General features: G+C 57.9%; 26 protein-coding genes and 1 pseudogene. 23 read left to right on the top strand and 4 right to left on the bottom strand.

The window, feature by feature from the left end; translation table 11 throughout:
• The first annotated feature begins 46 nt into the window (after nt 1–46).
• The 11 genes and pseudogenes from ACUN0G_RS11230 to ACUN0G_RS11180 all read left to right on the top strand — a co-directional run bounded on the left by ACUN0G_RS11230 (nt 47) and on the right by ACUN0G_RS11180 (nt 9870).
• Entirely contained in the window at nt 47–802 is a 756-nt protein-coding gene (locus tag ACUN0G_RS11230) for a hypothetical protein (protein ID WP_445573403.1), read from the top strand.
• A gap of 109 nt (nt 803–911) precedes the next feature.
• Nucleotides 912–1142: an AlpA family transcriptional regulator gene (locus tag ACUN0G_RS11225; protein ID WP_057023657.1), complete on the top strand. Its 231-nt coding sequence runs from the start codon at nt 912–914 to the stop codon at nt 1140–1142.
• Nucleotides 1143–1146: 4 nt separating this feature from the next.
• Nucleotides 1147–2020, top strand: a pseudogene (locus ACUN0G_RS11220) (ParA family protein).
• A gap of 53 nt (nt 2021–2073) precedes the next feature.
• Nucleotides 2074–2283 carry a hypothetical protein gene (locus tag ACUN0G_RS11215; protein ID WP_057023655.1) on the top strand — a complete coding sequence of 70 codons (210 nt, stop codon included), beginning with the start codon at nt 2074–2076 and terminating at the stop codon, nt 2281–2283.
• A 14-nt stretch (nt 2284–2297) separates the two neighbouring features.
• A complete protein-coding gene (locus ACUN0G_RS11210) occupies nt 2298–3884 on the top strand; it encodes a ParB family protein (RefSeq protein ID WP_445573402.1) in 1587 nt (528 codons plus the stop codon).
• Nucleotides 3881–4429, top strand: a complete 549-nt coding sequence (locus ACUN0G_RS11205; RefSeq protein ID WP_445573401.1) for a DUF2857 domain-containing protein — start codon at nt 3881–3883, stop codon at nt 4427–4429. The genes ACUN0G_RS11210 and ACUN0G_RS11205 overlap by 4 nt, the downstream gene beginning before the upstream one ends.
• Complete coding sequence (locus ACUN0G_RS11200; RefSeq protein ID WP_445573400.1) at nt 4426–5616, top strand: STY4528 family pathogenicity island replication protein; 1191 nt, start codon at nt 4426–4428, stop codon at nt 5614–5616. The genes ACUN0G_RS11205 and ACUN0G_RS11200 overlap by 4 nt, the downstream gene beginning before the upstream one ends.
• Before the next feature lie 337 nt (nt 5617–5953).
• The gene (locus ACUN0G_RS11195) at nt 5954–6709 is read left to right on the top strand and encodes a PFL_4669 family integrating conjugative element protein (RefSeq protein ID WP_445573399.1); all 756 of its coding nucleotides are present in this window, start codon (nt 5954–5956) and stop codon (nt 6707–6709) included.
• A complete protein-coding gene (locus ACUN0G_RS11190) occupies nt 6706–7224 on the top strand; it encodes a DUF3158 family protein (RefSeq protein WP_445573398.1) in 519 nt (172 codons plus the stop codon). Before ACUN0G_RS11195 ends, ACUN0G_RS11190 begins: the two co-directional genes overlap by 4 nt.
• Complete coding sequence (locus tag ACUN0G_RS11185) at nt 7221–7661, top strand: single-stranded DNA-binding protein (RefSeq protein WP_445573397.1); 441 nt, start codon at nt 7221–7223, stop codon at nt 7659–7661. Before ACUN0G_RS11190 ends, ACUN0G_RS11185 begins: the two co-directional genes overlap by 4 nt.
• Nucleotides 7662–7902: 241 nt before the next feature.
• Entirely contained in the window at nt 7903–9870 is a 1968-nt protein-coding gene (locus ACUN0G_RS11180) for a DNA topoisomerase III (protein ID WP_445573396.1), read from the top strand.
• Between the two features lie 43 nt (nt 9871–9913).
• Here the strand turns inward: ACUN0G_RS11180 and ACUN0G_RS11175 are convergent, their stop codons facing one another.
• Entirely contained in the window at nt 9914–10171 is a 258-nt protein-coding gene (locus ACUN0G_RS11175) for a hypothetical protein (protein ID WP_445573395.1), read from the bottom strand.
• Between the two features lie 209 nt (nt 10172–10380).
• Between ACUN0G_RS11175 and ACUN0G_RS11170 the strand changes: the two genes are divergently transcribed.
• From ACUN0G_RS11170 to ACUN0G_RS11115, 12 genes are all read left to right on the top strand, one after another.
• Nucleotides 10381–10722 (top strand): helix-turn-helix domain-containing protein, encoded by a 342-nt coding sequence (locus ACUN0G_RS11170; protein ID WP_307518501.1) that lies wholly within the window; start codon nt 10381–10383, stop codon nt 10720–10722.
• Nucleotides 10723–11600: 878 nt separating this feature from the next.
• The gene (locus ACUN0G_RS11165) at nt 11601–12182 is read left to right on the top strand and encodes an STY4534 family ICE replication protein (protein ID WP_445573394.1); all 582 of its coding nucleotides are present in this window, start codon (nt 11601–11603) and stop codon (nt 12180–12182) included.
• A gap of 71 nt (nt 12183–12253) precedes the next feature.
• Nucleotides 12254–12511: a hypothetical protein gene (locus tag ACUN0G_RS11160; RefSeq protein WP_307518505.1), complete on the top strand. Its 258-nt coding sequence runs from the start codon at nt 12254–12256 to the stop codon at nt 12509–12511.
• Between the two features lie 100 nt (nt 12512–12611).
• Nucleotides 12612–13106, top strand: coding sequence for a RadC family protein (gene radC, locus ACUN0G_RS11155; RefSeq protein ID WP_307518507.1), 495 nt, complete (start codon nt 12612–12614; stop codon nt 13104–13106).
• Nucleotides 13107–13158: 52 nt separating this feature from the next.
• Nucleotides 13159–13905: a DUF5983 family protein gene (locus tag ACUN0G_RS11150; RefSeq protein WP_445573393.1), complete on the top strand. Its 747-nt coding sequence runs from the start codon at nt 13159–13161 to the stop codon at nt 13903–13905.
• 108 nt (nt 13906–14013) lie between these two features.
• Complete coding sequence (gene pilL2 / locus ACUN0G_RS11145) at nt 14014–14556, top strand: PFGI-1 class ICE element type IV pilus protein PilL2 (protein WP_445573392.1); 543 nt, start codon at nt 14014–14016, stop codon at nt 14554–14556.
• Nucleotides 14553–15224, top strand: a complete 672-nt coding sequence (locus ACUN0G_RS11140) for a chemotaxis protein (RefSeq protein WP_445573391.1) — start codon at nt 14553–14555, stop codon at nt 15222–15224. Before pilL2 ends, ACUN0G_RS11140 begins: the two co-directional genes overlap by 4 nt.
• A gap of 9 nt (nt 15225–15233) precedes the next feature.
• On the top strand, nt 15234–15953 hold the full coding sequence (locus ACUN0G_RS11135) for a TIGR03759 family integrating conjugative element protein (RefSeq protein ID WP_445573390.1): 720 nt from the start codon (nt 15234–15236) through the stop codon (nt 15951–15953).
• Nucleotides 15935–16483 (top strand): lytic transglycosylase, encoded by a 549-nt coding sequence (locus ACUN0G_RS11130; RefSeq protein ID WP_307518517.1) that lies wholly within the window; start codon nt 15935–15937, stop codon nt 16481–16483. Before ACUN0G_RS11135 ends, ACUN0G_RS11130 begins: the two co-directional genes overlap by 19 nt.
• Entirely contained in the window at nt 16480–16995 is a 516-nt protein-coding gene (locus ACUN0G_RS11125) for an integrating conjugative element protein (protein WP_445573389.1), read from the top strand. Before ACUN0G_RS11130 ends, ACUN0G_RS11125 begins: the two co-directional genes overlap by 4 nt.
• A gap of 9 nt (nt 16996–17004) precedes the next feature.
• Nucleotides 17005–19110: a type IV conjugative transfer system coupling protein TraD gene (traD, locus tag ACUN0G_RS11120; RefSeq protein WP_445573388.1), complete on the top strand. Its 2106-nt coding sequence runs from the start codon at nt 17005–17007 to the stop codon at nt 19108–19110.
• A gap of 92 nt (nt 19111–19202) precedes the next feature.
• On the top strand, nt 19203–19934 hold the full coding sequence (locus tag ACUN0G_RS11115) for a TIGR03747 family integrating conjugative element membrane protein (RefSeq protein WP_445573387.1): 732 nt from the start codon (nt 19203–19205) through the stop codon (nt 19932–19934).
• A gap of 184 nt (nt 19935–20118) precedes the next feature.
• Here the strand turns inward: ACUN0G_RS11115 and ACUN0G_RS11110 are convergent, their stop codons facing one another.
• From ACUN0G_RS11110 to ACUN0G_RS11100, 3 genes are read right to left on the bottom strand one after another with little or no spacing between them, the layout of a single operon-like run.
• Nucleotides 20119–20796, bottom strand: a complete 678-nt coding sequence (locus ACUN0G_RS11110; RefSeq protein ID WP_058821777.1) for an HAD family hydrolase — start codon at nt 20794–20796, stop codon at nt 20119–20121.
• A gap of 31 nt (nt 20797–20827) precedes the next feature.
• Nucleotides 20828–22246: a UbiD family decarboxylase domain-containing protein gene (locus ACUN0G_RS11105; RefSeq protein WP_445573386.1), complete on the bottom strand. Its 1419-nt coding sequence runs from the start codon at nt 22244–22246 to the stop codon at nt 20828–20830.
• A gap of 14 nt (nt 22247–22260) precedes the next feature.
• Nucleotides 22261–23511 carry an MFS transporter gene (locus ACUN0G_RS11100; protein ID WP_445573385.1) on the bottom strand — a complete coding sequence of 417 codons (1251 nt, stop codon included), beginning with the start codon at nt 23509–23511 and terminating at the stop codon, nt 22261–22263.
• Nucleotides 23512–23516: the final 5 nt, after the last annotated feature.

Here is a 23516-nt window from a genome sequence, read left to right as displayed (position 1 = left end):
TTCAGACCTCCCGTAGCGGACCACCCTTCTATTAGAGGCCACCTCTATGAACGAAGCTAGTAGAGTGACTCCAACTGAAAAGCTGTTCTACAGGCCCATCGAAGCCGCAATACGTTGGAGTAATTTAACTGCCCATGAGTCCGTGATCCTCGAGTTCGCATGGGGCCATCCCGATCGCCTAAGCAATGAGTTTCCGCAGTGGCCGTGCCTGCACGCGAACTTCTGGAAGATTCTGGATGCCATTCGAAATCGTGAGATTCCGTACGGAGCCTTGGGTATTACGGTCACTCCAGGCACACCTGTCGACTTCAGGCTCCTGACCATCCGACATTCAGATTTAAAGCGCTGGATGTCTATGTACCACCCTGATCAACGACCATCTTTTCTTTTCGGCCCACCGCTAATCAGTCAGGAAACAATCCACAACCACACGTACTTGACCTTACAAGCCGATCGAGATGCCCTACAGGTACAGCTAAAAGCTAGCGGCGTGAAACTCCAAACTTTGACTGATGAGTTGAAAGCTGCAGGACTGGAGCGCGAACAGCTTCGCGAGCTCGCCGAAAACAAACTCCAACTTAGTGAAGGCAGCAAGGAAACTTTACTTAACATTATCGGCGCGCTGGTCGAAACCATCTTAGGTTCCACCAGCACCGGTAGACGGCACTCCGTTTTCGACAGTCAAGCTTCTCTCGTCGACTCAATTACCGCGCACTACGGCGGCGTAAAGGGTCTGAGCAAACGCACACTAGACGGAAAGTTTGCGGCCGGCAGACGCAACCTTGCAAAGGCTAAAAAGTGAGGGTTGCACTGCAATCACTTCAATTGCACTGCAATGACTACTCCCGCTTTCTACTATTGAATCCAGGTCACTTCCCACCCGATGCCATACGGCGCTAGGAGTGACCAACATGCTTAATCAATCTTTCTCTACGGCTGATGCACCTAATCCTCAGGTCGAGCGCCATATCATGCGCCGTGATGAGGTGGAGCGAAAAACCGGATTCAAGCGCGCTCACATCTACAACCTGATGAAGGAAGGTAAGTTCCCTAAAGCTAAACGTATTGGACTGCGTGCAGTCGGATGGGACTCGCTGGAAATCGAGCAATGGATCACCGAACGTTTGGTGCAAGAGGGCTGATGGTATGCGTGAGATATCGATTGTTTCGACCAAAGGAGCTGTCGGCAAAACCACTGTAGCGGCCAATCTTGCCGGTCTGCTAGTGGATACGGGCCTCCGTGTGCTGCTACTTGATCTGGACAGCCAACCCACCCTCTCCAGCTATTACGCATTGAATCAAAAAGCGTCTGCGGGGACGTACGAGTTTATAGCACTCAATCAGACATCTCCTGCACAGATTATTTCCAAAACAGAGGTCAAAGGTCTCGACTTGATTATCTCCAATGACGATCAAGGTCGGTTGAGCACATTACTGCTGCATGCCCCCGACTGTCGGCTGCGGCTGCGAAATTTACTTGACCAATTCGGCGCCAGCTATGACCTTCTTTTGATCGACACCCAAGGCGCACGCAGCGTGCTTCTGGAGATGGCCACGCTGGCCTCCGATCTTGCCCTCTCGCCCGTCACTCCGGAAATGCTCGCCGCACGCGAGCTGCATCGCGGCATCCTAAAGCTGCTGAGTGAACTAGAACCGTTTCGTCACTTGGGCATAACAACACCATCGCTGCGACTGCTGCTTAACCAAGTAAACGCACGGCGGAAGGATACCCAGATGATCATTCGGGGTCTGCGCGAAACCTTCATTAAAACACCCAACATATCAATCCTATATACCCTAATTCCAGATCGGGGTGGCGTACCTCAACGCCGCATCTCTTGGACTTCCAGTACACCGAATGGAGAGTCGCCAGTCACCCGGACGATGTTCGTCATCAACGCTAGAAACCATGCAAGCGTTGGCCGCCGCGCTGTTCCCGGAATGGCGTTCGGCAATCTACACGGTAAACAGAGTCTCGGTGATTCAATCAGGCGACTCGTCGCGCGAGTGTTCTCGATAGCCGTTTAGGTTAATCGATCTTGATGCCAACAGCGTTTGGCAAGGAGTCTGTTGATGTTGTATCAGCTTCCCATCATCGTTCCACCGTCCACTCAACCACACCACCCACCTTGTGAGGAGTACTGCACCGTGGTCTTTCGCCTGCAGGGTGGGCGCTCGGCCATGGGCTGGTTCCTCGCAGAACTCTCCCGACATTTCGAAGGTTCGGGCACTGCCGAGATCGTCAAGTTCGAGGTCGGTGACCATTTGCGCAACCGGCGTTAACTGAGGTTGTTCAGATGAAGAAGCTGAGTCAGGAGCAGATCACCGACAAGCTGCACCAGGACCACTTCCCTCGGGGCCCGGAGCTGGCGCGGCTGTCCGATCCACTCATCGACACGCCCATGCTGGTCACGCTGGAGCAGTTGCGGCCCTACGAACACAACCCGCGCTTCATCCGTAATCCGCTGTACGACGACATCAAGGTGTCGATCCGTGAGCGCGGACTGGATCAACCGCCACCGATTACCCGCCGCCCGGGCGAAACCTATTTCATCATCCGCAACGGGGGTAATACGCGCTTGGCGATTCTCGGCGAGCTGTGGCAGGAAACCCGCGACGAGCGCTTCTTTCGCATTCATTGCCTGTTCCGACCTTGGACCAATGAGCTCACCGCCCTACTCGGCCATCTGGCTGAAAGCGATCTGCACGGCCAACTCACCTTCATCGAACGGGCTCTGGCGGTAGCCAAGCTCAAAACCATGCTCGAAGCAGAGGGAGCGGTGCTATCGCAACGAGAGCTGGCAAAACGCCTTGCCGCTGGAGGCTATCCGATTTCGCAGTCGCATATCAGCCGGATGCTGGACACTCTCGAACACTTATTACCCGCCATTCCACAAACGCTGTATGCCGGATTGGGTAAGACTCAGATAGAGCGCCTGATCGGTCTACGTAGTCAGGCTGAGCGAACCTGGAACCGTTATCCAAACGCCGCAGTTTCATTTGCAGATTTCTGGCTAGAGACCATGGGCTACTTCGATGGCGATCCTGAATCCTTTGATCTTGAACAGATCCAGGACGAGTTGCTCGAACGCATGAGCGGCTTGCTCGGACAGTCCTACCGTATGCTGGCCCTAGAGTTGAGCGATACCCAACGGGTCGTCTCCACGCCTGAGACTGTCACCACCACGCCTTCAGAAAACAGCCATCTGCCAAGCGTGGATGAAACTGCGGCAGAGTCGCCCTCCTCCGACACTGACCCCGAATCAACTGACGCCAAGAGCAAGAAAGAGCCAACTTCAGGAGAACTGCTCACAGCACCCGAGATAAATGCTTCACCTGCGGTCAGCCCTCGATCACGCGTTCAGCAGATTCGTGAGCAAATCGATCGTGAGATAGACACCGAGGGGAAGTCTCCAGTCGATACCTGCCCAATCGACGACCTCTGGCTCATCCCACCCCCGCTGGATACGCCCGAACAACTGCGTTTAGCCATTGCCGGACTGGCTCGGGAAATGGCGGCCTATGCCGGAGATGCCGAGAGCATCATTGATCAAAAGCTTGGCTTGGGCTTCGCGCTGGACATTGAGCAACTTGATCTTTCAACGCCTCGCTCGATCGGCGTTCACCTAATGCTCCTGGCCCTGCTACGTGCTCAAGATGAGGTGAACTGGGAGGATCGCAAGCAAATACCCTCCGCACTGTTCGGACAGCTTTTGCTGGGGGTCTATCAACTCCCTCTACCAGATCGACCGGTCACGGACGTGGGGCTGGAGCGACTGCCTGACAATCTGCTAATCAAACTGTTTCGCCTGATCCGCTTGGCACGGCGTCTAATCGACTTAACGCTCACCGCTGAAGATAACTCACCGAAGGAGCTGAGATGAACCTGTCCTTCAATATGCTCAATCAAGCCATGCTAACCCAGGTACTACACGAACTCCGCCAGGGGAACCTGCAGCGCTGCAAGGCGCTTGGACTGAGTGAGGATGACATTTTCTTGCTGCAATCCTTACCGCCGACCACACTATCGCGCCTGGCCCACGCCACCGTCCCTTGGCTGGAGGTCAAGATTGACTCGCCGGTGCTACATCGTTTGATTGAACAATCTGAACGCGACGAACAGAACGAACGGTTGATCAACCGAGCGCTCAAGCTCGGCGCCAGCAGCACCATCATGTACCAGTGCTTTGGCTTGGCGCATTCGGAAACAGCCATGCGCCGGCGCCTACTCAAGATAGAAACCCGTAAAGGCCGTCCTCAACATTTGAGCGAAGCGCAGGAACATGCGTTGTGGCAACGTTGGTGCCAAATACGAACAGAAGACGGGACCGAGGATAAACTCGACGCCATGATGATGCTTGCTGAGGAACAGCAGATCAGCTTGACCATTGTTTGGCAGCAAATCGACCAGTACAGCAACAACACATGAATGCTGTTCATTCCAGTCGCTGGCAACGTGTCCTGCAGCAATGCACCCAGCAGTTGCAAGAGCGCTGGCCCGAACGCCCCACCACTGAACAGCCCTCCAACCAGGCTCTACAGGCGGGCTTTCTGTTTAGTGGCCAATCACACGAAGTCGTGCCCTGTCGGCTGCTATTGGATAATCGGCTGACGCCCTTGGAGCGAAATGCCTGGCAGGTATTTCGACTCATGCTGCAGGGTCAGGGCGTGGTCACGCCACGCTATGAGGATTTGCAGCCTTACCTCTCGAGCGTGCCCTACGGTGCGTCAGCCTCCCGTGAAACCATCGCTCGGGTGTTGACGATGCTCAGGTTGACGCGTTGGCTCAGTTTGGTGAGTCGCGGACGCGATCAGCTCAGCGGACGTCTTCAAGGTTCGCTGTACGTTCTGCACGATGAGCCGTTAACCCCCGCCGAAGCCATGGAACTGGATCAGGATTACCTGGCTCTGGTCGGACATGCCCTCGGCCATGCCACCAAGGCGGTGCGTATTGTCGCGCAGCACATTGTGGAAGAAATCCGCCAGGACACGAATATCGATCAAGGTCGACTACCGACACGGCTCGACAGTTGGGGCGAACACTGGATGCAGCAAGGATTGGATCCGGCAAGCGACTCCGCGGTGCACGATTCCGAACGGGGGGAAGATGCCCTCGTTCGGAATCGTGCAGGCCCTCGTTCGGATTCCGAACCGAGTCTGAACGCCAGTGTTTCCGGCACCGTTCGGAATCCGAACGCCGCCTGTACTGTATTAAAAGAAAGCATTTGTACAGTACCGCGCGCGACCTCAGCGGTGGATAACCTGCACTGGCCCGCTGCGCTGCACCTGAGCCCAAGCGAGCGTCAGGCCGTCGCCGTGGCGCTGAACAAGCTCAAACCAGCGGATCGGCAGGCGGTGCTCAACGAAGCGGGGGCACGCTGTGCGGCCGGTGGAATCCGCAAGCCAGCGGCGTATCTGATGGGTCTGATCCAGCGTGCGCTGAACGGCGAATTTCATCCTTGGGCAGGTCAGGCCGAACCGTCACCCATTGCAAAACCGCCAGCACCAACCCCCTCGCGCCCCATTCGAAAACAGGGCGAACCCGCCTCCGCCCTCGCCCAAGCGTGCCTGAATGAGCTGCGCCAACTGCGTGGCAAACGCGGTGGACGTCAGTAGATTTGATGCCAGTGGCATCAAATCCATGGGGTTCCAATCTACGAACACATCGAACCAAATTATGAAACTTTTAGGGAAAAGCCGGGACATCTCCTCCCATGAACGTAGACGTCAATGGATTTGATGCCAGTGGCATCAAATCCATTGAGTTCCACTCTACGAACATGTCGGACCAAACTATGAAACTCTTAGGGAAAAGCCGGGACATCTCCGCCCATTGACGTCTCCATAGTTAACCCTCTTAAACCAAACCGAACAGACCGCATTCAGCTTTTTGGCTGTCCTTGACCCGCATCTGTCGCAACGTTCCCGTCCAAGCCGATGCGAGGACACCACCGTGGCCGATCACTATCAACTCAATCTGGGTTCATTGCGCAGCAGCATCACCCTGACCCTGCACACCCACCATGCCGCCCGTATCTGGCAAGGTCGAGCCGCACGCGAAGGCGTGCACTCGATCATGGGTATGGCCGGCTACATCAGTGTCACCAACCTGATCAAACAAACCGCGGCCCAGGACGATCCCTATGCCGATTGGGCCATCGTGCAACTCGAAGAAAAACTGATGCAGGCCAAGGCAGGGATGCTGGAGCTGACTCAACAGCTGGATCGGATCAGACAGGATCTGCCGACGCAGATCGACATGGGCGACAACCTCAACATCCACCCCGTCACCTTGCCGTTGTACATCGGCAGCCAGCTAGGTTTTCTGGCGGTCTACCTGCTGACCGACTACGACACTCTTGTACGCCGAACCCTGTTGTCTCATCACACCGCCTTGATCGGTCGCAGGGACATGGAAGCCTGGATCGATGACGGCGCCCATCTGCTGCGCAGCCTATTCGGCCAGGCCCAGCGTTATCGGCATGCCGGCGTCACACGTGATGATATGGCGGCGAACAACGCCCGTGCCATTGCGGCCATCGAGAAGATGGGTTTGCCTCCGATGGACATCCTTGAGGGGCATCGCCGCTCCCAGTTCGCGCCGCCAATCACTCGCCGTGGTGCGGTGGCAGTGGATGACGCCGACGCGTTGGCAGAGGACGTGGGAGCGTCGTCTGCGACAGTGAATGAGCCGGAGGACCAAGCATGAATCCGATGATCCCGGCTCAACCAATGCACTTCGAAGCGCTGACACAGGACGCCTATCGACAGCTTGAACACGCAGCCTCCCTAAAAGGCCTTTTAAAGCCCTTTAAGGGTAAGGGGGAGTTGGAGCACCTGGCCCAGGTGGCGAGGGAAATCGAGGCGCAGTTATGCCACCTGATGGAGGCCGTGGTGCAGCAGGCCGGACAGCCCCCTTACTCACTGCTGGATATCCGATTGGTGCTGCAGAACACCAGCGCCGGCAGCACCTTTTTGCGTTGGCGCACCCGTGATTTTGCCCGTATGGGAGTCTCGGTCTGGGAACGCCAGGTCTGCAACGAAGCCTTGCCGCAGGTCGTACGCGAAAGATTGCACCGTTTCGAATGCGACCGCATTGCACTCAACCTGCAGATGAGCGTGGTGCATTCGCTTTACCGCCAGGCCACGACCTGCGCAATCAAAATGGCCAGCGCCGAACAGCTGCTGCGCCAGTTCACACCCGCAATGGAGGTATCACGATGAGTACTTTTTTCGTTGGCGAAGGCAATATAGGCAGTGCGCCAGAGTTCCAGGAATTTCCATCCGGTAATGACGAGCCACGACGTTTGCTACGGCTGAATGTGTACTTCGACAACCCCGTGCCACGCGAGGGTAACTATGAAGATCGGGGCGGTTATTGGGCGCCGGTTGAGCTTTGGCACCGCGAGGCTGAACACTGGAGCACGCTGTACCAGAAAGGCATGCGCGTGCTGGTTGAAGGTCGTACCGTGCGCGACGAGTGGGAGGACAGCGAAGATAACGCGCGGGTGACCTTCAAGATCGAGGCCCGTCGAGTCGGTATCCTGCCTCACCGGTTAAACGGCGTGGTCATGCGCGAGCGCTCCAGTGAACCCGCGATTTCTCAAAATACAGAGCAGGCCAGTACACCGGCGTCGAAACCCAAGAAGCGCGGAGGGTAAACACCTGGGGCCTGACAGACTTCAGGCGTAAAAATTGCGCCTTTGCGCGAAGTCGCCGGTCAGTTTTAACTCACTGCTCGTGAAGCCCCGCCCTGTCGTCCACGCTACAACAAGGTAGCAGCTTCGGCCCATTCAAGGCTGCCCTCACGGACTAATATGAGGAACCTGCCATTCAGGTTTCTCATATCTCGCCACTGCTGTTTCCAACAACGCTGCTCCGAACTCAATCCGGAGCAGTTCTATGCGCCTCTTCCTCTGCGAGAAGCCTTCCCAAGGTCGGGACATTGCCAAAGTACTTGGAGCCACCCGGCGCGGCGATGGTTGCCTGATCGGTATAGAGACAACCGTCACTTGGTGTATCGGCCACTTGCTGGAGACAGCCCCACCTGACGCTTACGGTGACCAATACAAATCCTGGTCGCTGGATCATCTTCCGATCATTCCCGTGCAGTGGCAGGTCGAGGTCAAACCCAAGACTGCCACGCAGTTCAAAATCATCAAGCGCCTGCTCAAGGAAGCCGCCACGGTCATCATCGCGACCGACGCCGACCGCGAAGGTGAAATGATTGCCCGCGAGTTACTGGAGCTCTGCCAGTACCGAGGTCCCGTTCAGCGCCTCTGGTTGTCCGCCCTCAACGAGGCGTCGATTCGCAAAGCCCTGTCCTCGCTGAAGTCTGATCAGGAGACTTTCCCGCTCTATCACTCGGCGCTCGCCCGCGGCCGCGCCGACTGGCTGATCGGCATGAACCTCAGTCGTTTGTTTACCCTTCTCGGTCGGCGAGCAGGTTACGACGGCGTTTTGTCAGTGGGGCGCGTCCAGACACCCACTTTACGTTTGGTAGTCGATCGGGATCGTGCGATTGCCAGCTTCGTCCCGGTGCCTTACTGGAACGTTGACGTGCACCTATCGTCGATGGGCCAGCGATTCATCGCGTCGTGGTTACCACCACGTTCAGGACGGGACGAAGCGGGGCGTTGCCTGCAACAGGCGCTTGCCCATCACGCGGTCCAAACAATCACCGGCGAGAAGTCCGCCACGGTACTTTCGTTGCAGACTGAGCAGTTCCGAGAACCACCGCCCCTGCCCTTCGACCTGAGCACGTTGCAAGAAGTCTGCTCGCGTAAGCTGGGGCTCGGTGTTCAGGAAACCCTGAACATCGCCCAAGCCCTGTATGAAACCCACAAAGCCACCACCTACCCGCGCAGCGATTGCCGCTATTTGCCAGAGAGTATGTTCAACGAGACGCCCGCGGTACTCGATGCCCTGCTCAAAACGGATCCTGCACTCAGACCTGCATTCGGGAGCCTCGATCGATCATTGCGCGCCCGCGTATGGAACGATGCCAAGGTCACCGCGCACCACGGCATCATTCCCACCACCGAGCCCGCAAACCTGGTGCGGATGTCCGAACAAGAACGCCAGGTCTACGAACTGATCCGTAGCCACTACCTGGCGCAGTTTCTTCCGCATCATGAGTTTGATCGAACCCAGGTCGAACTGGAATGTGGCAAAGAACGTTTGACCGCTGTCGGCAAACAGATCCTGATCCAGGGCTGGAAAGGCTTGCTCACCGAAAACACCGAGGACGATGAGCGCGGCCAAAAGTCCCAAGTCTTACCTTTCCTGCAACAGGGTACTCAGTGCGCCGTAAACGACGTCGAACTCAAGTCCATGCGCACCGCCGCTCCCAAGCCGCTCACCGAGGGCGATCTGATCAAGGCGATGAAAAATGTGGCCAAGCTAGTCAACGACCCACGCCTGAAACAGAAACTTCGGGACACCACCGGTATCGGCACCGAAGCCACGCGAGCCGGCATTATCAAAGGGTTGATTGATCGCGGTTATTTACTGAAGAAAAAACGCGCCTTAATGGCCTCCGCCGCGGCCCATACCCTGATTGAGGCGGTACCGGCAGCAGTCGCCGATCCAGGTATGACCGCAATCTGGGAACAGGCGCTGGATGAAATCGAAGCGGGACGCCTGAGCCTGGATGCGTTCGTTGCCAAGCAGGCGAACTGGATTGCGCAGTTGGTCGCACACTACCGCTCGCTCACTTTGGCAATAGCGGTCGAAACGAGCCCGAGCTGCCCCAAGTGCAACGCCTCAATGCTCAGGCGAAAGGGAAAATCAGGACCGTTCTGGTCATGCTCCCACTATCCAGACTGCAAAGGCACCGTGCCGATCAGCAAAGCGACGCATCGTCCATGAGGTGCCATTGGTGTTCACATGAATCTCGGGGGTGATGTGCGAGTCAGTGCACCATCAACGGCGGCTGATCCTTCTCCAAGTCGCCTAGCGGTTGTCCGACTTCACGCGCCAAGGCGATGCCTGCCGCTATCCATATCTGCCCCAGTTCGTTGAACGCTTTCAGGTGAGCAGAATCTTCGTTAAGCCAATGAACAAGGTTGTCGCAGTGTTCGGGGCTATCAGGGTAGTCATGGATCTTGATGAACAACTCCACTGTTCGATCCCAGATCAGGTCCATGTCGTTCTCGCGCTGCTCACCCATGCTCAACCTTGCCTCCCTTTGGTCCTATCAGACCGCTCAGTCTCACTGGTCACTACGTGCTTTCATTCCTGTAGGAACACATGTCACGTCGCGACAAAAAGGTATTTCAGTCAATATAGCAACCCAAAAAGTCGATACTCAACCGTTAAGGATGTTCATGTCAATGGGTCTTTGCTCAACCATTCGGGTTGAATTGGAGAACTCATCACTTGACACATAAACATCCAACCCAAGCCCAAATCGGACGCATGATCGCGAAGCACCGCACTCAGCGTAATTTTACCCAGGAAGAGGTGGCTGAACGCCTGGGGATAGGCAGCGAAGCCATTTCGCGCCTTGAGCGGGGTGTGGTGGAGCTTTCCGTGGTCAAGCTGATGCAACTGGCGGACGTCTTCGACTGCCGGATGGATGAACTGCTGACGGAATCGAGCAATCGCCCCAACGACCAGGGCCGGATGATCGCGGGCCTGCTGAGCGGCCTTCAAGAAAGCGACCGTGCCTTTATCCTGACGACCGTCGAACAGCTGGCCGCTCATCTCAATAGCAAATAACCCCTTCGCCACTGGCTTGACGTGATCCCACCCTCTCTGCTGTAGTGCTTCAGGATCATCGCCAACGGCGACCCAAGACCGATTTGCTCCGGGTGGCTCGGTCGGACTTTTAGAGTTCGGAGCCTTCTTTTCTGCGGAATTTAATTCCCGTTTTATGCTAGACCTGATCGTGGTGGCGGATGACCGCTGTTGCCTCTACCCGGCAATAGCGGTCATCCGCTTCGGCGATCGTATTCAGTCCCGGAGCCCACCGGGGAAACACTGGGCTCCCTTTGTGCGCGGATGCGTGCCAGCAGGTTCCGACCCAGGCCACGACAAGGGTCGGTTGGCGAATCATGGCGCAGTTAAACCAAGTTTTGCGAGGAGCTTGTCGACTGCGTCAGTTCGCCAAAGGTGGCTTTTCTCTTCCTCGCCTGGCGCCCAGCCGGGCCCACTGTTCATTTTTTCATTTTCTTAATTCCAGTAACTGCCACCGTATTCCGGCCTTAAAAAACCGGGTCGCAGCGTCTTGACGCTCCCCTGTGACAGGCTTATATAAAGGGCGTGGTCCGCTGTCGTTGACAGCCCAGCCCAGGTAGCCAGAACCTTCAAGGCTACGCCATGTTCGTGGTGGTTCACCCAAGTGCGATCAGCATTCGGAAGCTCGCGCGTTTACCGCATCGGCGGTGATGAATGCCCACTATCCCATGCCTGCGGATCACCTCCGCAGACACTTCTCTGCTGCACCGCTATTCCCCCAAGTCGCATCGTTCTGATTGTCATCGGCTTGCCGATGGTGAATCGCTCATCGCTTGCCTTCACCTTACCCACCCTGACGGGGGCTCACTTCCCGTAAGGGATTGTGCGTCGCCGTTTTCCCTTGAAACAGGAGAACTACCATGGCCCACGCCAACCACTCCCATGAAGCGACCACTTACTTCAACTTGCACACCGTCGGTATCGGTTACCTCAACCGAGTTCGTGAAGTACAAGTCCGCCGCGGCCAACCATTCATGGCCTGCGATATTGCAGCCCTGCACGGTGCCACCGATGCGGTGGAATACACCCGCTTCGACTGCAAAGTCGCTGGGGGTGAAGCAGAACGCTTGATTCGTCTCTATATGGACGCCGTCAAAGCCGAGAAAAAGGTCTTGCTGTCGTTTCGTATCGGCGACCTGTGGATCGATCCGTTTCTCTACGAGAAAGGCGATAAACAAGGCCAACCGGGCGCCAGCCTGAAAGGTCGTTTGCTGTTCATCGACTGGATCAAGGTCAACGGCACGGTCGAGTACAAAGCGCCCGCCAGGCAGGAAGCAACAGCACCTGCTGAGCAAGTGCCAAACAGTGAGCCATCCCCAACGTCGGCTGATGCCGAAGCTGAGGAGCTCGAAAACCCAACAGAAGCTCAGGTCGAACCTGAATCTGCACTTGCTCCAAGCACGGCGCGCCGTGATGCCCCCCGTACCGTTCAGTCCGCCTGAACAGCCCACGATACCCCTCATCAAGGCGCTCCCTCGAGCGCCTTTTTTTCACTCCGCAAAGGAGAATCCACATGGAATCCTTCTGGCTATGCGACGACTGCCTATTCGCGGCTGCTTACGAGGACTTCAGCACGTTATCGCTCTACTACACCACGGATGAAAGCGAGAAACGGATCGCCGGCATCCATCGTGGACTGGTTCGGTTAATGCCCATTAGTGCCGACTTCGATCCCGAAACTGGCTGGGGAATAAGAGCCTTTTCTCCGTTGCCTTGCGACGGTTGTGGTTCACCTCTGCACGGTCAGCGCCACCGATTCACTCGGCTGTAAACCGTACATAACCTGCAAACGCCTGCAACTCCACACCCACCCAGGGGACACCACGCCTCTCGGGCGTGTACCCCTGATTGTTCCCTTCGGAGGTACCACCATGAGCACCCAACTCACACTGATTGAAACCTCAAATGTCGAGGCTGATCGTATCGTCCAAGAAAACCAGCTGATCGACGAAGCGCTGCGTATTCTGGATCGTCGGCTGTTCTCCCGTGGCCCTAACCTGACGTCGCCTGAAGCTGTGGCCTCCTACCTAAAACTGCACCTTGTGCAACAGGAGCACGAAATCTTCGGCGTAATTTTTCTCGATGCCCAGCACCGGGTGTTGGTGTTCGAAGCCCTCTTTCACGGCAGCATTGATGGCGCCAGCGTTTACCCCCGCCAAGTCGTTAAGCGTTCGCTCGCGCATAACGCTGCGGCCGCCATTTTTGTTCACAACCACCCTTCAGGGTGCACGGAACCCAGCCAGGCGGACCGCATCTTGACCGCACGGCTGAAGGAGGCCTTGGCCTTGATCGAAGTGCGCGTACTGGATCACTTCATTGTGGGTGAAGGTCGTCCGCTCTCCCTTGCCGAATATGGCTGGCTTTAACCCTCACAGGCGCCTTCGGGCGCCTTATTCATTTTCATCCTGGAGAACCCTCATGAACCCCGCCCCCCAAGCCGCAGCCCTGCTGCCGGCCTCAAATCCATTTGCTCGCGGCTACGACAACCTTCATATCGAACGGCTGCTACTGATCACCTACGAAAACGACTACCCTCCCTGCTTTCGACCCCTGCACGACTCCCAAGCCCAACTGCCCGACAATGAGCTGCAACTGTTCCCCTGCCTGTTCAATGACGATTTCGCCTTGATCAGCGAAGGCCAATCCATTTCGGATGATTTGGATGAACGCTGCCCGTCCACCGGGCTAGTGCGCCAAGTAATCTACGCTGTGATGGGCGAAATGCTCAACGAGCGGCATCACCTCGGTGATCTGTACTCCCTGGAAGAGGCACAAGTCATGGTCCATCGCTTGAGCTTCGAAACGGGACACTACAGTCGAGCCTGGGAGATCAGTACCGCACACCTCCCCGAAGGAGCGATGCTTTATCTGGAAGAGTGGGTCAGTCACTCCGATCTGCGGAAAACCAGCCTTTTGTTTGAGCTGTTCGCGTTGCCGGATTGCCACGGGACCGGTTGCAAACTAATCGGCACACCCTGGACGGACGAGAATCTGCTGAACATTGAGGGCAAACCTTATTCAAACTTGAGACAAGAGCAACTCGACGCCGGCACACCGGAAGCCTTGGTCAACGTACTGTATCTGGCGGCATTGGCGGATGTGCGATTGTTGATCTTCGACCCCGACGCTGCCGTCTTGGATGGGCTCGCCATTTTTGATGAATAGCAACGTGTTCGGCGTTAAAACAGGACCCGCCTTGAATCAACTTTCTCACTGAGTCGCGCCTTCACCTCATGTCAGGTTCTGCACTGAATCTGACATGAGGTTTTTTCCATGGAGCGTTTTTTCACGCCTGTCTGCCTGCTGGGGTTGTTGAGCGCCTGCACCGCGCAACTCCCCAACCCATTGCCGACCATTCCGAAAATCGACAGCGGCTCCAATCGAACCCAGTTTTCGAGGGGGCCAATCGAAGTAGACCATCCGGCAGAACTCCGCTATGGCCGCTATACGCTGGTCAGCACCGAACCCACTGCGGAACAACGTGATCTTCTCGCTCAAATCATTGAAGTGAACATCCCTTCCAGCCTGAACCCATCGGTACAGGAGGCGATGCACTACGTGCTGCAGCGTTCGGGTTATGCGCTTTGCCCAGATACTGCGTCGCTGAAGGTGCTGTTTACTCGGCCCCTGCCCGCGGCCCATTACCGGCTTGGTCCAATCCCTTTGCGCAGCGCGCTACAAGTGCTGGCTGGCCCCGCCTGGCGACTCACGACCGATGAAATCAACCGATCGGTCTGCTTCGAACAGCAAAAAACGGGTGTCGGTGTCGCGCTGATCGCACCCGTCTCGCCCCATCAGTCGGAGGAGCGACCATGAAAGCCTCGACATTTCAGACCCTCATCGTTGGCTTACTTTGCCTGGCAGTCGCCGGTCTGAGCGCTGGTTGGTACAACCAGTTCCAACGCGTGGCCGAGCTACAGAGTACGAACACTCAGCACCTACACACTTTGGACACCCTGCAACGTGATTCAAGCGCGCTCAAGGACGCACAGGAGAAGCTGCAGTACGCACTCAAAGATCTGAAGCAGATGGTCGATACCGGTGAGCAACAGGCCAATACCCTCGATCCGATGCTGGACCAATGGGCGCAGGAGATACAGGAACTGCGCGACGGTCAGGCAGCTCGTGCCACCAAGGCGGACCTGACCGCGCTGCGCGCACGGCTTGAACAGGTCGAGCAGCAGCTTCTGGACCTCAAAACCCAGCCATCACCCCTACCTCCGAGTTTATCCGCGACCAAGCCGAAAAAGACCGCTCGCCCTAAACCTGCCCCGCTTTCGCCACCGTTCTCAGTGTTGGGTGTCGAGTCCCGCGGGGGTGAGCGCTTTTTGGCGATTGCCCCTCCTGACAGTCGCTCTCTCACGGATGTTCGGCTGTTGCATAGCGGCGAGCAGCTCGGAGCCTGGTACCTGAAAGTGCTGGAGCCGAACTCAGCCATCTTCGCGGTGGTCGCTCAGCCAAACCAGACCGTGCACCTCCCTTGAGAAGTGATCATGAACAGAGCGCCACTACTCCTCGTCGTCTGTCTGGTTTCTCTACTGAGCACGAGTGCTTCGATGGGCAACCCCATTACGGCACAGTCACAGTTCCAGGACACGCAGTCCGCTCCGCTGAGGCGCTCTGACTCTGAACAGGCGGCGAGCTGGGGTCTAACGGAGCAGGAGTGGACGCGCTTCGAACAGATCCAAGCCGGCCCACGCGGCTTTTGGAGTCCAAACCTCGATCCGCTGACCGCACTCGGGGTCGAGGCCCTGACCGACCAAGAGCGCCAGCGCTATGCCGAATTACAGGTAACGCTGGAAGCCAAACGCGCCGAGCGCGAGTTGGCCTACCAAAACGCTTACACCGCGGCCTGGACCAAGCTGTTTCCCGGACTGCTACCGATCCAGGGCATGGCATCTTCGTCCCCTGCCAGCTCATCGGTCGTTCCGCGCCCAGCTTTGTTTGTGGAGGACCACTGCCCGGCATGCACCGCCGAAGCGCAGCGTCTGCAAAGCAGCGACACGGCGTTCGATATCTACCTGGTGGGCAGCCAAAGCGAGGATGAGCGCGTCCGTAACTGGGCTCAGCAAGCGGACATTGATCCGGCCAAGGTTCAACGCCGGCAGATCACCCTGAACCATGACCGTGGTCGCTGGTTCAGCCTGGGTGCTCCGGGGCCATTGCCCGCCACATTTCAACAGGTGAACGGACAATGGCAACGGCTCGACTGAGCGGTCTTGCGCTCACGCTGACGGTGCTCGCCGTCCAGGCTGACGAACTTCCGCCTCCGGCCTATCAGCTGGCGGCGCATGACGCCGGCATCCCTTCTACGGTGCTGTTCGCGATTGCGCTGCAGGAGAGTGGTATCCGCGTCCGTGGCCGACTGCTGCCCTGGCCTTGGACCTTGAACATCGCCGGAACACCCTACCGCTTCGCCACTCGCCAGGCCACCTGTCACGCCTTACTTCAGGCGCTCACTCAACATGACGCCAAGCGGGTCGATGCCGGATTGGGGCAAACCAACCTGGGCTACCACGGGCAACGTTTTTCCAGTCCCTGCGAAGCCCTCGACCCCGACCGAAATCTCGCCGTCACCGCGGCGCTGCTACAGGAGCATCACGCCGCCACCGGTGATTGGGTGTCAGCGGCCGGACGCTATCACCGCCCGGCAGGAGGAACGCCGGCCGCGCGTTACCGCGCCGGTTTTTCCCGGCAACTCGAACGGTTGCAGGCTTCCTTCAAACAGGGCACACCACCATGAAGCGAATGCCCCTTACCTGCTACTTCATCCTGCTCTTGGCACCTTTCGCCCAGCCGGAGCTGACCGTAGCCGGGGATCAGCCTAGCGACTTCAACCGGCCCCATTTTCAGGTTGCCAGGCCGCTAATAAACAACAAGCTCCAGCCTAATCGGGCCATGCATGCGGACCTGTCCACGTTTGCCGATGAAGCCTGGATACTACCCGTCCGCAGCTCTCACTTGAGCCCCGGCCAAATCACGTCTCGCGCCTTAAACATGCCGGGCTTACGGCCATTTTTCCTGGTGGGTGAGGATCCCCAGTCACTGGCTTGGTTGCGTCAACGCGCGACTGAACTGCAGGACATGGGCGCGGCCGGTCTAGCGGTTGAAGTAACCGATATCGAAGCTTTGGCCCGAATTCGAGCCGCCGCTCCGGACATCACCATCCTACCGGTCAACGGCAACGACATCGCCACTCGCCTGCAGATCGAGCACTACCCCGTCTTGATCACCGCCACCTCACTGGAACAGTGAGTCCAAGCCATGGCCGAGCATGCGATGGAATCCAAGCTCCGGCCAGCGGTTGAGCTGTACACCGTAGCGATCTGCATCGCGGCCGCAGTGCTGTGCGTGTACTCGCCCTGGGCGGTGGCCCTGACACCCGAGATCGGTCTGGTTGCGGCGCTGGCCTATGCCCTGTTCGGCCTGATCCGGCTGCGACAAGCCTGGGAGGTGTTGCGCTATCGGCGCAATATCCGCCGGCTGCCCCGCTACGAACTGACCAGTCGGCAGATTCCGGTTAGCCGTAAGCGCCTGTTCATGGGCCGCGGCTTTCGCTGGACCCGCCTGCACACCCAGCGCTTGGTCGAGGCTCAGGATCCGGCTGTCGCCCACTATATCGACCAACCGACTCGCTATCGTCTGGCACGCGGTCTCGAACGCCGCCTGGAACATGCACCGTTTCCGCTCTCGACATTGGCACGCGTCACCGCTTGGGACAGTGCCTTCAATCCGGTGCGCCCTTTACCACCGGTAGGAGGCTCGCCACTGCTGCATGGGGTCGAGCCCGATGAAACGGAAGTCAGCCTGCCGCTGGGCGAACGGGTCGGACACACCCTGGTGCTCGGCACTACCCGCGTCGGCAAGACCCGGCTCGCCGAGGTGTACATCACCCAGGACATTCACCACGTTGAACATGAGGTAGTGATTGTCTTCGACCCGAAGGGCGATGCCGACTTGCTCAAGCGCATGTACGTCGAAGCCAAACGCGCCGGTCGGGAAAAAGAGTTTTATGTCTTCCATTTGGGCTGGCCAGAAATCTCCGCCCGCTATAACGCGGTGGGACGTTTCGGACGTATTTCTGAGGTGGCATCTCGCATTGCTGGGCAGCTCAGTGGTGAAGGTAACTCCGCTTCCTTCCGTGAGTTCGCATGGCGTTTTGTCAACATCATTGCCCGTGCTTTGATCGAATTGGGCCGGCGTCCGGACTACCTGCAAATCCAGCGGCATGTGGTCAACATTGATGCCCTGTTCATCGAATACGCCCAGCAGTTTTTCGCCAAGACCGACCCGAAGGCGTGGGAAGTGATTGTCCAACTCGAAGGCAAACTCACCGAGAAGAACATTCCCCGGCATATGATAGGACGCGAAAAGCGGGTGGTGGCCATCGAGCAATACCTGGCGGTGAAACGCGTATTTGATCCGGTAATGGACGGACTACGTTCAGCGGTGCGCTACGACCGCACTTACTTCGACAAAATCGTCGCCTCGCTACTGCCGCTGCTGGAGAAACTCACCACCGGCAAGACCGCCCAGTTACTGGCTCCCAACTACACCGATTTAGATGACCCTCGGCCAATCTTCGATTGGATGCAGATCATCCGAAAACGCGGCATCGTCTACGTCGGTCTGGATGCGCTGACCGATGCCGAGGTGGCCGCCGCTGTGGGCAACTCCATGTTCGCCGACTTGGTCTCGGTCGCCGGACATATCTACAAACATGGCATTGACCATGGGCTGCCTCAATCTGACAACGCTGGTTACAAACTGCCAATCAACCTGCACGCCGATGAGTTCAACGAGTTGATGGGTGATGAGTTTATCCCGCTGATCAATAAGGGCGGTGGTGCCGGCATTCAGGTGACGGCCTACACCCAGACCCTCAGTGATATCGAAGCGCGGATTGGCAACCGGGCCAAGGCCGGCCAGGTGATCGGCAACTTCAACACCCTGCAAATGCTGCGGGTGCGCGAAACCGCGACCGCGGAGCTGCTCACCCAGCAGTTGCCCAAGGTTAATGTGCTGACCAAGATACTGGTGTCGGGTGCCACCGACACCTCCGATCCGGAGGCCAACACGGACTTCACCTCGTCCTCACAGGACCGTGTCAGCAGCACCAGCGTGCCGCTGATCGAGCCTGCTCACATCGTCAGCTTGCCCAAGGGGCAAATGTTCTCCTTCCAGGCCGGGGGGCAGCTTTGGAAAGTCCGCATGCCGTTGCCAAAACCCTCCAACGACGATGCCATGCCCAAAGACCTGCAGGAGCTTACCCAACGGATGCGCGCGGCTTACAACAAACAGGCAGGACAATGGTGGAGTGCAAGCGGTGGCGGTCCAACAACAAACTTCGATCTGGATCAGGTTGGGTAGCCCGGCCCTGTCACAGGTTTCGATTCAGCAAAAACGTATTTGGCAGGCGTCGTGCCCGCATCAACTCTGCAACTCGCAATATGGAGTGAACGATGACGACTTCCGCCCAGAACACGTCGCCACAACCGATCCAGCGCCCGGGATTGATTATCTCGGCAATCATCCTAGTCCTGCGCATCATCAGTATGCTAATGGCGTCGTTGGTGTTCTCGATCCTCATCGAGTTCGCCGGTTTGCTACTGGTCTGGGGCGATCAGGGTTGGCGGCACAGCCAGGCCATGTTGACGAACGAACTGGGCTGGCTGAGTGAGCATTTCAAATATTCACTCATCATCCAACAACCCGGACACACGATTGTCCAGTGGCTGAATTTTCTAATTCAATGGCTGCTGGTCAAGACTGGTTTTGCGGATTTTGCCCAGCAGGCGAGGCTGTCGAGCCAGGGCAAGGGCTTCTGGAGTTGGACCAATCAGCTATACGTGAGCATTGAGGATTTCGTGCTGGCAGCGGTGTATGTCACCTTCACCTTCGTGGTGCGCCTGACCATTCTGGTTCTAGCCACACCACTATTTTTGTTGGCCACGCTCACCGGTTTTGTCGAGGGTTTGATGCGCCGTGACCTGCGCAAATTTGGCGCAGGGCGAGAAAGCAGTTTTGTCTATCACCGCGCCAAACGAGCAGTGATACCGCTGCTGATCGTACCTTGTGGCATTTACCTTTCCCTGCCCTTTTCGCTTAATCCCATGGCTATTTTTTTTCCTAGCGCGGTGATGTTAGGGATAACAACAGCAGTCACCGCAACGACGTTCAAAAAATACCTTTAACAATGCAATAAACTAAAAAATTCTATTCGTCCGACCATTTCATCCACCAGCCCTCCAAAGGCAAGGCGTTGTATGCATTCAATTTGCCTCCGAGAAAGTTGGACATCATCACTAGCCTTCTAAGCGATTATTTCATGCAGCCACTACGCCGGTGTCATTTCAAATCCTTCAAAACCTAAGTTATTCAAGAGTCTGTACGGCAGTCCTCCAGCCGTAGCAGGTCATTCGCCGACTGAATAACGAAATCCGGCGCCAGCACCTCGCAGCGTGATGACAGCCCATACCCGTAAGCCGCCCAGCAACTCGCTACTCCAAGGTTGCGGGCGTACCCGAGATCGATCTCGGTGTCGCCGATCACCAAGACCTGGGCTTTGTCGCCGTGACGCATCCGGGGCCTGACCCGTTCAAAAAAGCTCGCTGGGTCCGGCTTGGGCGCGCGATCACCAACAGCCGCAACCACCCCGCGAAAGCATGGGCCAAGCCGGTACTGTTCAAGGGTGTCCAGGATCGAGACCTCGCCCTTGTTGGAAACAATAAACAGCTCTATACCTGCCTCATGCAGTTGCTGCACAACAGCTTCGACACCCGGATAAGGCGCACTCTGGGCCACCCCCAATCCGCCGTTGTAGATCGCGCGATAGTCAGCGACCCATGCCGGCAAACCAGGCACATCACCGGGGCCCAGCAGCACACCCAACATATCCACCAACGAGAGCCCCTGGTCGATCACTTGGTCGATCAAGTGGGCGGCAAAAGGCGCCGCACCACGGCGGCCGGCCAGGGCTTCCAGGGTTTTGCGGATCGCATTGCGGGTGTCGAACAGCGTGCCATCGAAATCAATCAGCAGCGTGCAATAGTGCATAGGCCATGGACCACTCAAGTGGGCAAAACCATCAGGCAAACGCCCGGCGGAACCGTGGGCGTAGAGTAAACGGCACGGTGCAATCGAACACGCTTTTGGGCGCCGCCCCCGTGAACTCCCCAGAGCAGTAAAGGCTCGACAGCGTCGGGTCCAGCGGCGTACCCGGCAATGGTCGAGTGGGGTGAATATCCATTTCTGCCCGGAAGCGGGTGGACATCGCCCACAACACGTCCTCGGCGGAGTGCGGATTGACGTCCTCGTCCAGCAGCACAATGTTCTTGGTGCTGGAAATGGCTTCCAGCAGCCGTTGCGCCAGTTGCCGGACCAGCCGATCATCCGCCTCGCAGGACTTGGCCACCTGCAATACGGTCAACAGATGGCCGCCGCCGGCGGGTTGCGCCACGATGTCCTTGATCCACGTGCTCATGCCCCACTCACTGAGCAACCGCAGGATCGATGCTTCCTGGCCAGCCCCCAACAACTCCGACTGCTCCCGACCCGGCCCCGAGAGCGCCTGATAAACAGCCCCCGGACGATGGCTCAAGGCACTCACACGCAGCGTCGACACTTCGCCGCACGGTGAGTAGTAACCCAGGTACTCCGGCATCGAGTGCGCATCGCCGAGCGATGACTCGGGCTCCATTTCGGTTCCCAGGCTCGCCTCCAGCACGATCTCCGCGTGCTCAACAAACCGCCCGGCGTTGGAATAACACGGTGCCAGTTCGACGCCGCGCCCACGAATCGCGCCCGCCACGCCCAGTTCGTCGTCACCAAAGCCGAGGGCAGGTTTGCTCAAGGCGGCGGCGATATAAATGGCCGGGTCCATGCCGATGTTGACTGAAACCGACAGCCGTTCGCCCCGCTGGGTATGCAGGTCAATCAGGCGTTGCAGGTCGCCTCCCGGATAGATCGCAATCGCCACCGAAGCGGGTTTGATCGTGATGCGATGCACCGAGCAATTGCTCGCGCCACTGCGCTCATCGCGGGCGTAAACCATACCCAGCGTAATGGTCGGTCCCGGGTCACCGACCGAACACGTGAGCGCGGGCAGCAACGTGTGCACGTCTGGGTTTTCCAGTACCACCCGCTCCGCCGCAGGGCGCACCATGACCGGCGCGATCGGGTGCATGATCGCCCGGCACACCAACTCGGCATTGCACACCTCACTGCCGTGGCGGCCTTGAGGGTCCAGGAACATCCGGGTATTAGCCCGGCTGCCGAACACCCCCAGCAATACCGAAAATGCCCCCGTCCGGGGCTTGCGGTATAACCGCAGCGGTTGCTCGGCGCTCATCACCGAGTTGGTCGCGGTTCGGTACGCGGCCAGGTAGTCACTCAGCAAATCCAGGTTCGGGTCTATCGGTGTATTGATGTGCGCCACGGTTTGTCCGTGACGCTCAAGCACACTCAACGCCGAACGCAGGTCATGAATCTCAAGGCTGTCAGTCATCACTGCGCCCTCGCTCAGGAGCCAGCCGAAGCCGCCGGGATGGCAACCTCAGGCACCGGGCGAGCGGCAATCAGGATGAACACTACTGAGAGCAATGCACAGAGTGCACCCAGCATGATCGACGCCGCGTAGCTCTGGTAAAGGTCGAACAACAGCCCCGCGACGCTGCCGCCGATCAAGGCGGCGACGCCCACCGAAATGTACAGCGAGCCGAGGATCGCCCCCAGGTTCGCCGTGCCGAACCAACTGGCGGCCACCGACGGATAAAGGGATATGCAGCCACCGTTGGCCACACCGAAACAAATCGCGAACAGCGCCAGCGTGACGAACGTATGGGCGCCCAGCCACAGCAGGTTGAGCAGCACCAGTGCGAAGGTCAAAACCATCAGCAGGCGACGCGCGCCCATGCGGTCACCGATGCTGCCCAGGAATAACCGGCCGGCGACGTTGCCCACGCCGATCAGCCCGATCAACAGGTTCGCCTGGGTGGCGGAAATACCAAACTGCCGCGCATAGGGGTTGATGTGCACCAGCGCAAGAAACAAGCCCACCGAGCCAAAGAAAATCGCGCCGAAATACCACCAGAATCGCCCCGTACTCGCAGCCTCCGCCAGGCGCATGCCGCTGGGCGCCGCCTGACGCCCGGGGCTCGCATCCGCCGGCGTGAGGCCATCCGGAAACAGCCCGAGCTCTTGCGGATTACTCCTGACCAGCGACGCCACCAGCAGCCCCACCACCAGGATCGCCCCGGCAAAAATCTGCAGGGTCGATTCCCAGGAAAAGTGCTGCATCAGCAGCCCGGCAGCGGAAGGACCGACAAATGTCCCGACCCCGGTTCCGGCCAGCGCAATGCCCGAAGCCTTGCCGCGATTCTTGACGAACCAGCGCTGGACCGCGGCCACCGTCGGCACATACACCAGGCCGACACCCAGCCCGACGAGGGAACAGAAACACACCAGGAACAGTTGCAACGACCCCGAGGCAAGGCTACTGAGGAAGAACCCCAGCGCCAGCAAGACGATGCCAACCCCGACCACGACGCGAGTAGAGATACGATCCGCCAACGAGCCGGAAAACACCCCCACCACGTAATAGATGAACGCCGTCAGTGAGAACACCGAAGCTACGGAAAAACGCCCCACATCGAAGTTGGACTGGATCTGTGAAAAGAACGCGCCGAATGAGTAGGCGCCACCAAAGATAAGCGCCAGCAGCAGATGCGCTGCGAACACTACGTACCATCCCGGAAAGATTTTGGATTTCATCACAC

This window comes from Pseudomonas sp. 32A, from assembly GCF_052682255.1.
The sequence above is the reverse complement of the archived record's forward strand: the minus strand, read 5'-3'. Positions and strand labels throughout refer to the sequence as shown.

Excerpts from the sequence above, each read along its gene's own strand:
- ACUN0G_RS11130 (WP_307518517.1), top strand. The coding sequence starts at position 15,935 with ATGGCAACGGCTCGACTGAGCGGTCTTGCGCTCACGCTGACGGTGCTC.
- ACUN0G_RS11215 (WP_057023655.1), top strand. The coding sequence starts at position 2,074 with ATGTTGTATCAGCTTCCCATCATCGTTCCACCGTCCACTCAACCACAC.
- ACUN0G_RS11205 (WP_445573401.1), top strand. The coding sequence starts at position 3,881 with ATGAACCTGTCCTTCAATATGCTCAATCAAGCCATGCTAACCCAGGTA.
- ACUN0G_RS11150 (WP_445573393.1), top strand. The coding sequence starts at position 13,159 with ATGAACCCCGCCCCCCAAGCCGCAGCCCTGCTGCCGGCCTCAAATCCA.
- ACUN0G_RS11185 (WP_445573397.1), top strand. The coding sequence starts at position 7,221 with ATGAGTACTTTTTTCGTTGGCGAAGGCAATATAGGCAGTGCGCCAGAG.
- ACUN0G_RS11105 (WP_445573386.1), bottom strand. The coding sequence starts at position 22,246 with ATGACTGACAGCCTTGAGATTCATGACCTGCGTTCGGCGTTGAGTGTG.
- traD (WP_445573388.1), top strand. The coding sequence starts at position 17,005 with ATGGCCGAGCATGCGATGGAATCCAAGCTCCGGCCAGCGGTTGAGCTG.
- ACUN0G_RS11175 (WP_445573395.1), bottom strand. The coding sequence starts at position 10,171 with ATGGGTGAGCAGCGCGAGAACGACATGGACCTGATCTGGGATCGAACA.
- ACUN0G_RS11190 (WP_445573398.1), top strand. The coding sequence starts at position 6,706 with ATGAATCCGATGATCCCGGCTCAACCAATGCACTTCGAAGCGCTGACA.
- radC (WP_307518507.1), top strand. The coding sequence starts at position 12,612 with ATGAGCACCCAACTCACACTGATTGAAACCTCAAATGTCGAGGCTGAT.
- pilL2 (WP_445573392.1), top strand. The coding sequence starts at position 14,014 with ATGGAGCGTTTTTTCACGCCTGTCTGCCTGCTGGGGTTGTTGAGCGCC.
- ACUN0G_RS11140 (WP_445573391.1), top strand. The coding sequence starts at position 14,553 with ATGAAAGCCTCGACATTTCAGACCCTCATCGTTGGCTTACTTTGCCTG.
- ACUN0G_RS11100 (WP_445573385.1), bottom strand. The coding sequence starts at position 23,511 with ATGAAATCCAAAATCTTTCCGGGATGGTACGTAGTGTTCGCAGCGCAT.
- ACUN0G_RS11160 (WP_307518505.1), top strand. The coding sequence starts at position 12,254 with ATGGAATCCTTCTGGCTATGCGACGACTGCCTATTCGCGGCTGCTTAC.
- ACUN0G_RS11165 (WP_445573394.1), top strand. The coding sequence starts at position 11,601 with ATGGCCCACGCCAACCACTCCCATGAAGCGACCACTTACTTCAACTTG.
- ACUN0G_RS11210 (WP_445573402.1), top strand. The coding sequence starts at position 2,298 with ATGAAGAAGCTGAGTCAGGAGCAGATCACCGACAAGCTGCACCAGGAC.
- ACUN0G_RS11225 (WP_057023657.1), top strand. The coding sequence starts at position 912 with ATGCTTAATCAATCTTTCTCTACGGCTGATGCACCTAATCCTCAGGTC.
- ACUN0G_RS11230 (WP_445573403.1), top strand. The coding sequence starts at position 47 with ATGAACGAAGCTAGTAGAGTGACTCCAACTGAAAAGCTGTTCTACAGG.
- ACUN0G_RS11125 (WP_445573389.1), top strand. The coding sequence starts at position 16,480 with ATGAAGCGAATGCCCCTTACCTGCTACTTCATCCTGCTCTTGGCACCT.
- ACUN0G_RS11110 (WP_058821777.1), bottom strand. The coding sequence starts at position 20,796 with ATGCACTATTGCACGCTGCTGATTGATTTCGATGGCACGCTGTTCGAC.
- ACUN0G_RS11180 (WP_445573396.1), top strand. The coding sequence starts at position 7,903 with ATGCGCCTCTTCCTCTGCGAGAAGCCTTCCCAAGGTCGGGACATTGCC.
- ACUN0G_RS11115 (WP_445573387.1), top strand. The coding sequence starts at position 19,203 with ATGACGACTTCCGCCCAGAACACGTCGCCACAACCGATCCAGCGCCCG.
- ACUN0G_RS11135 (WP_445573390.1), top strand. The coding sequence starts at position 15,234 with ATGAACAGAGCGCCACTACTCCTCGTCGTCTGTCTGGTTTCTCTACTG.
- ACUN0G_RS11200 (WP_445573400.1), top strand. The coding sequence starts at position 4,426 with ATGAATGCTGTTCATTCCAGTCGCTGGCAACGTGTCCTGCAGCAATGC.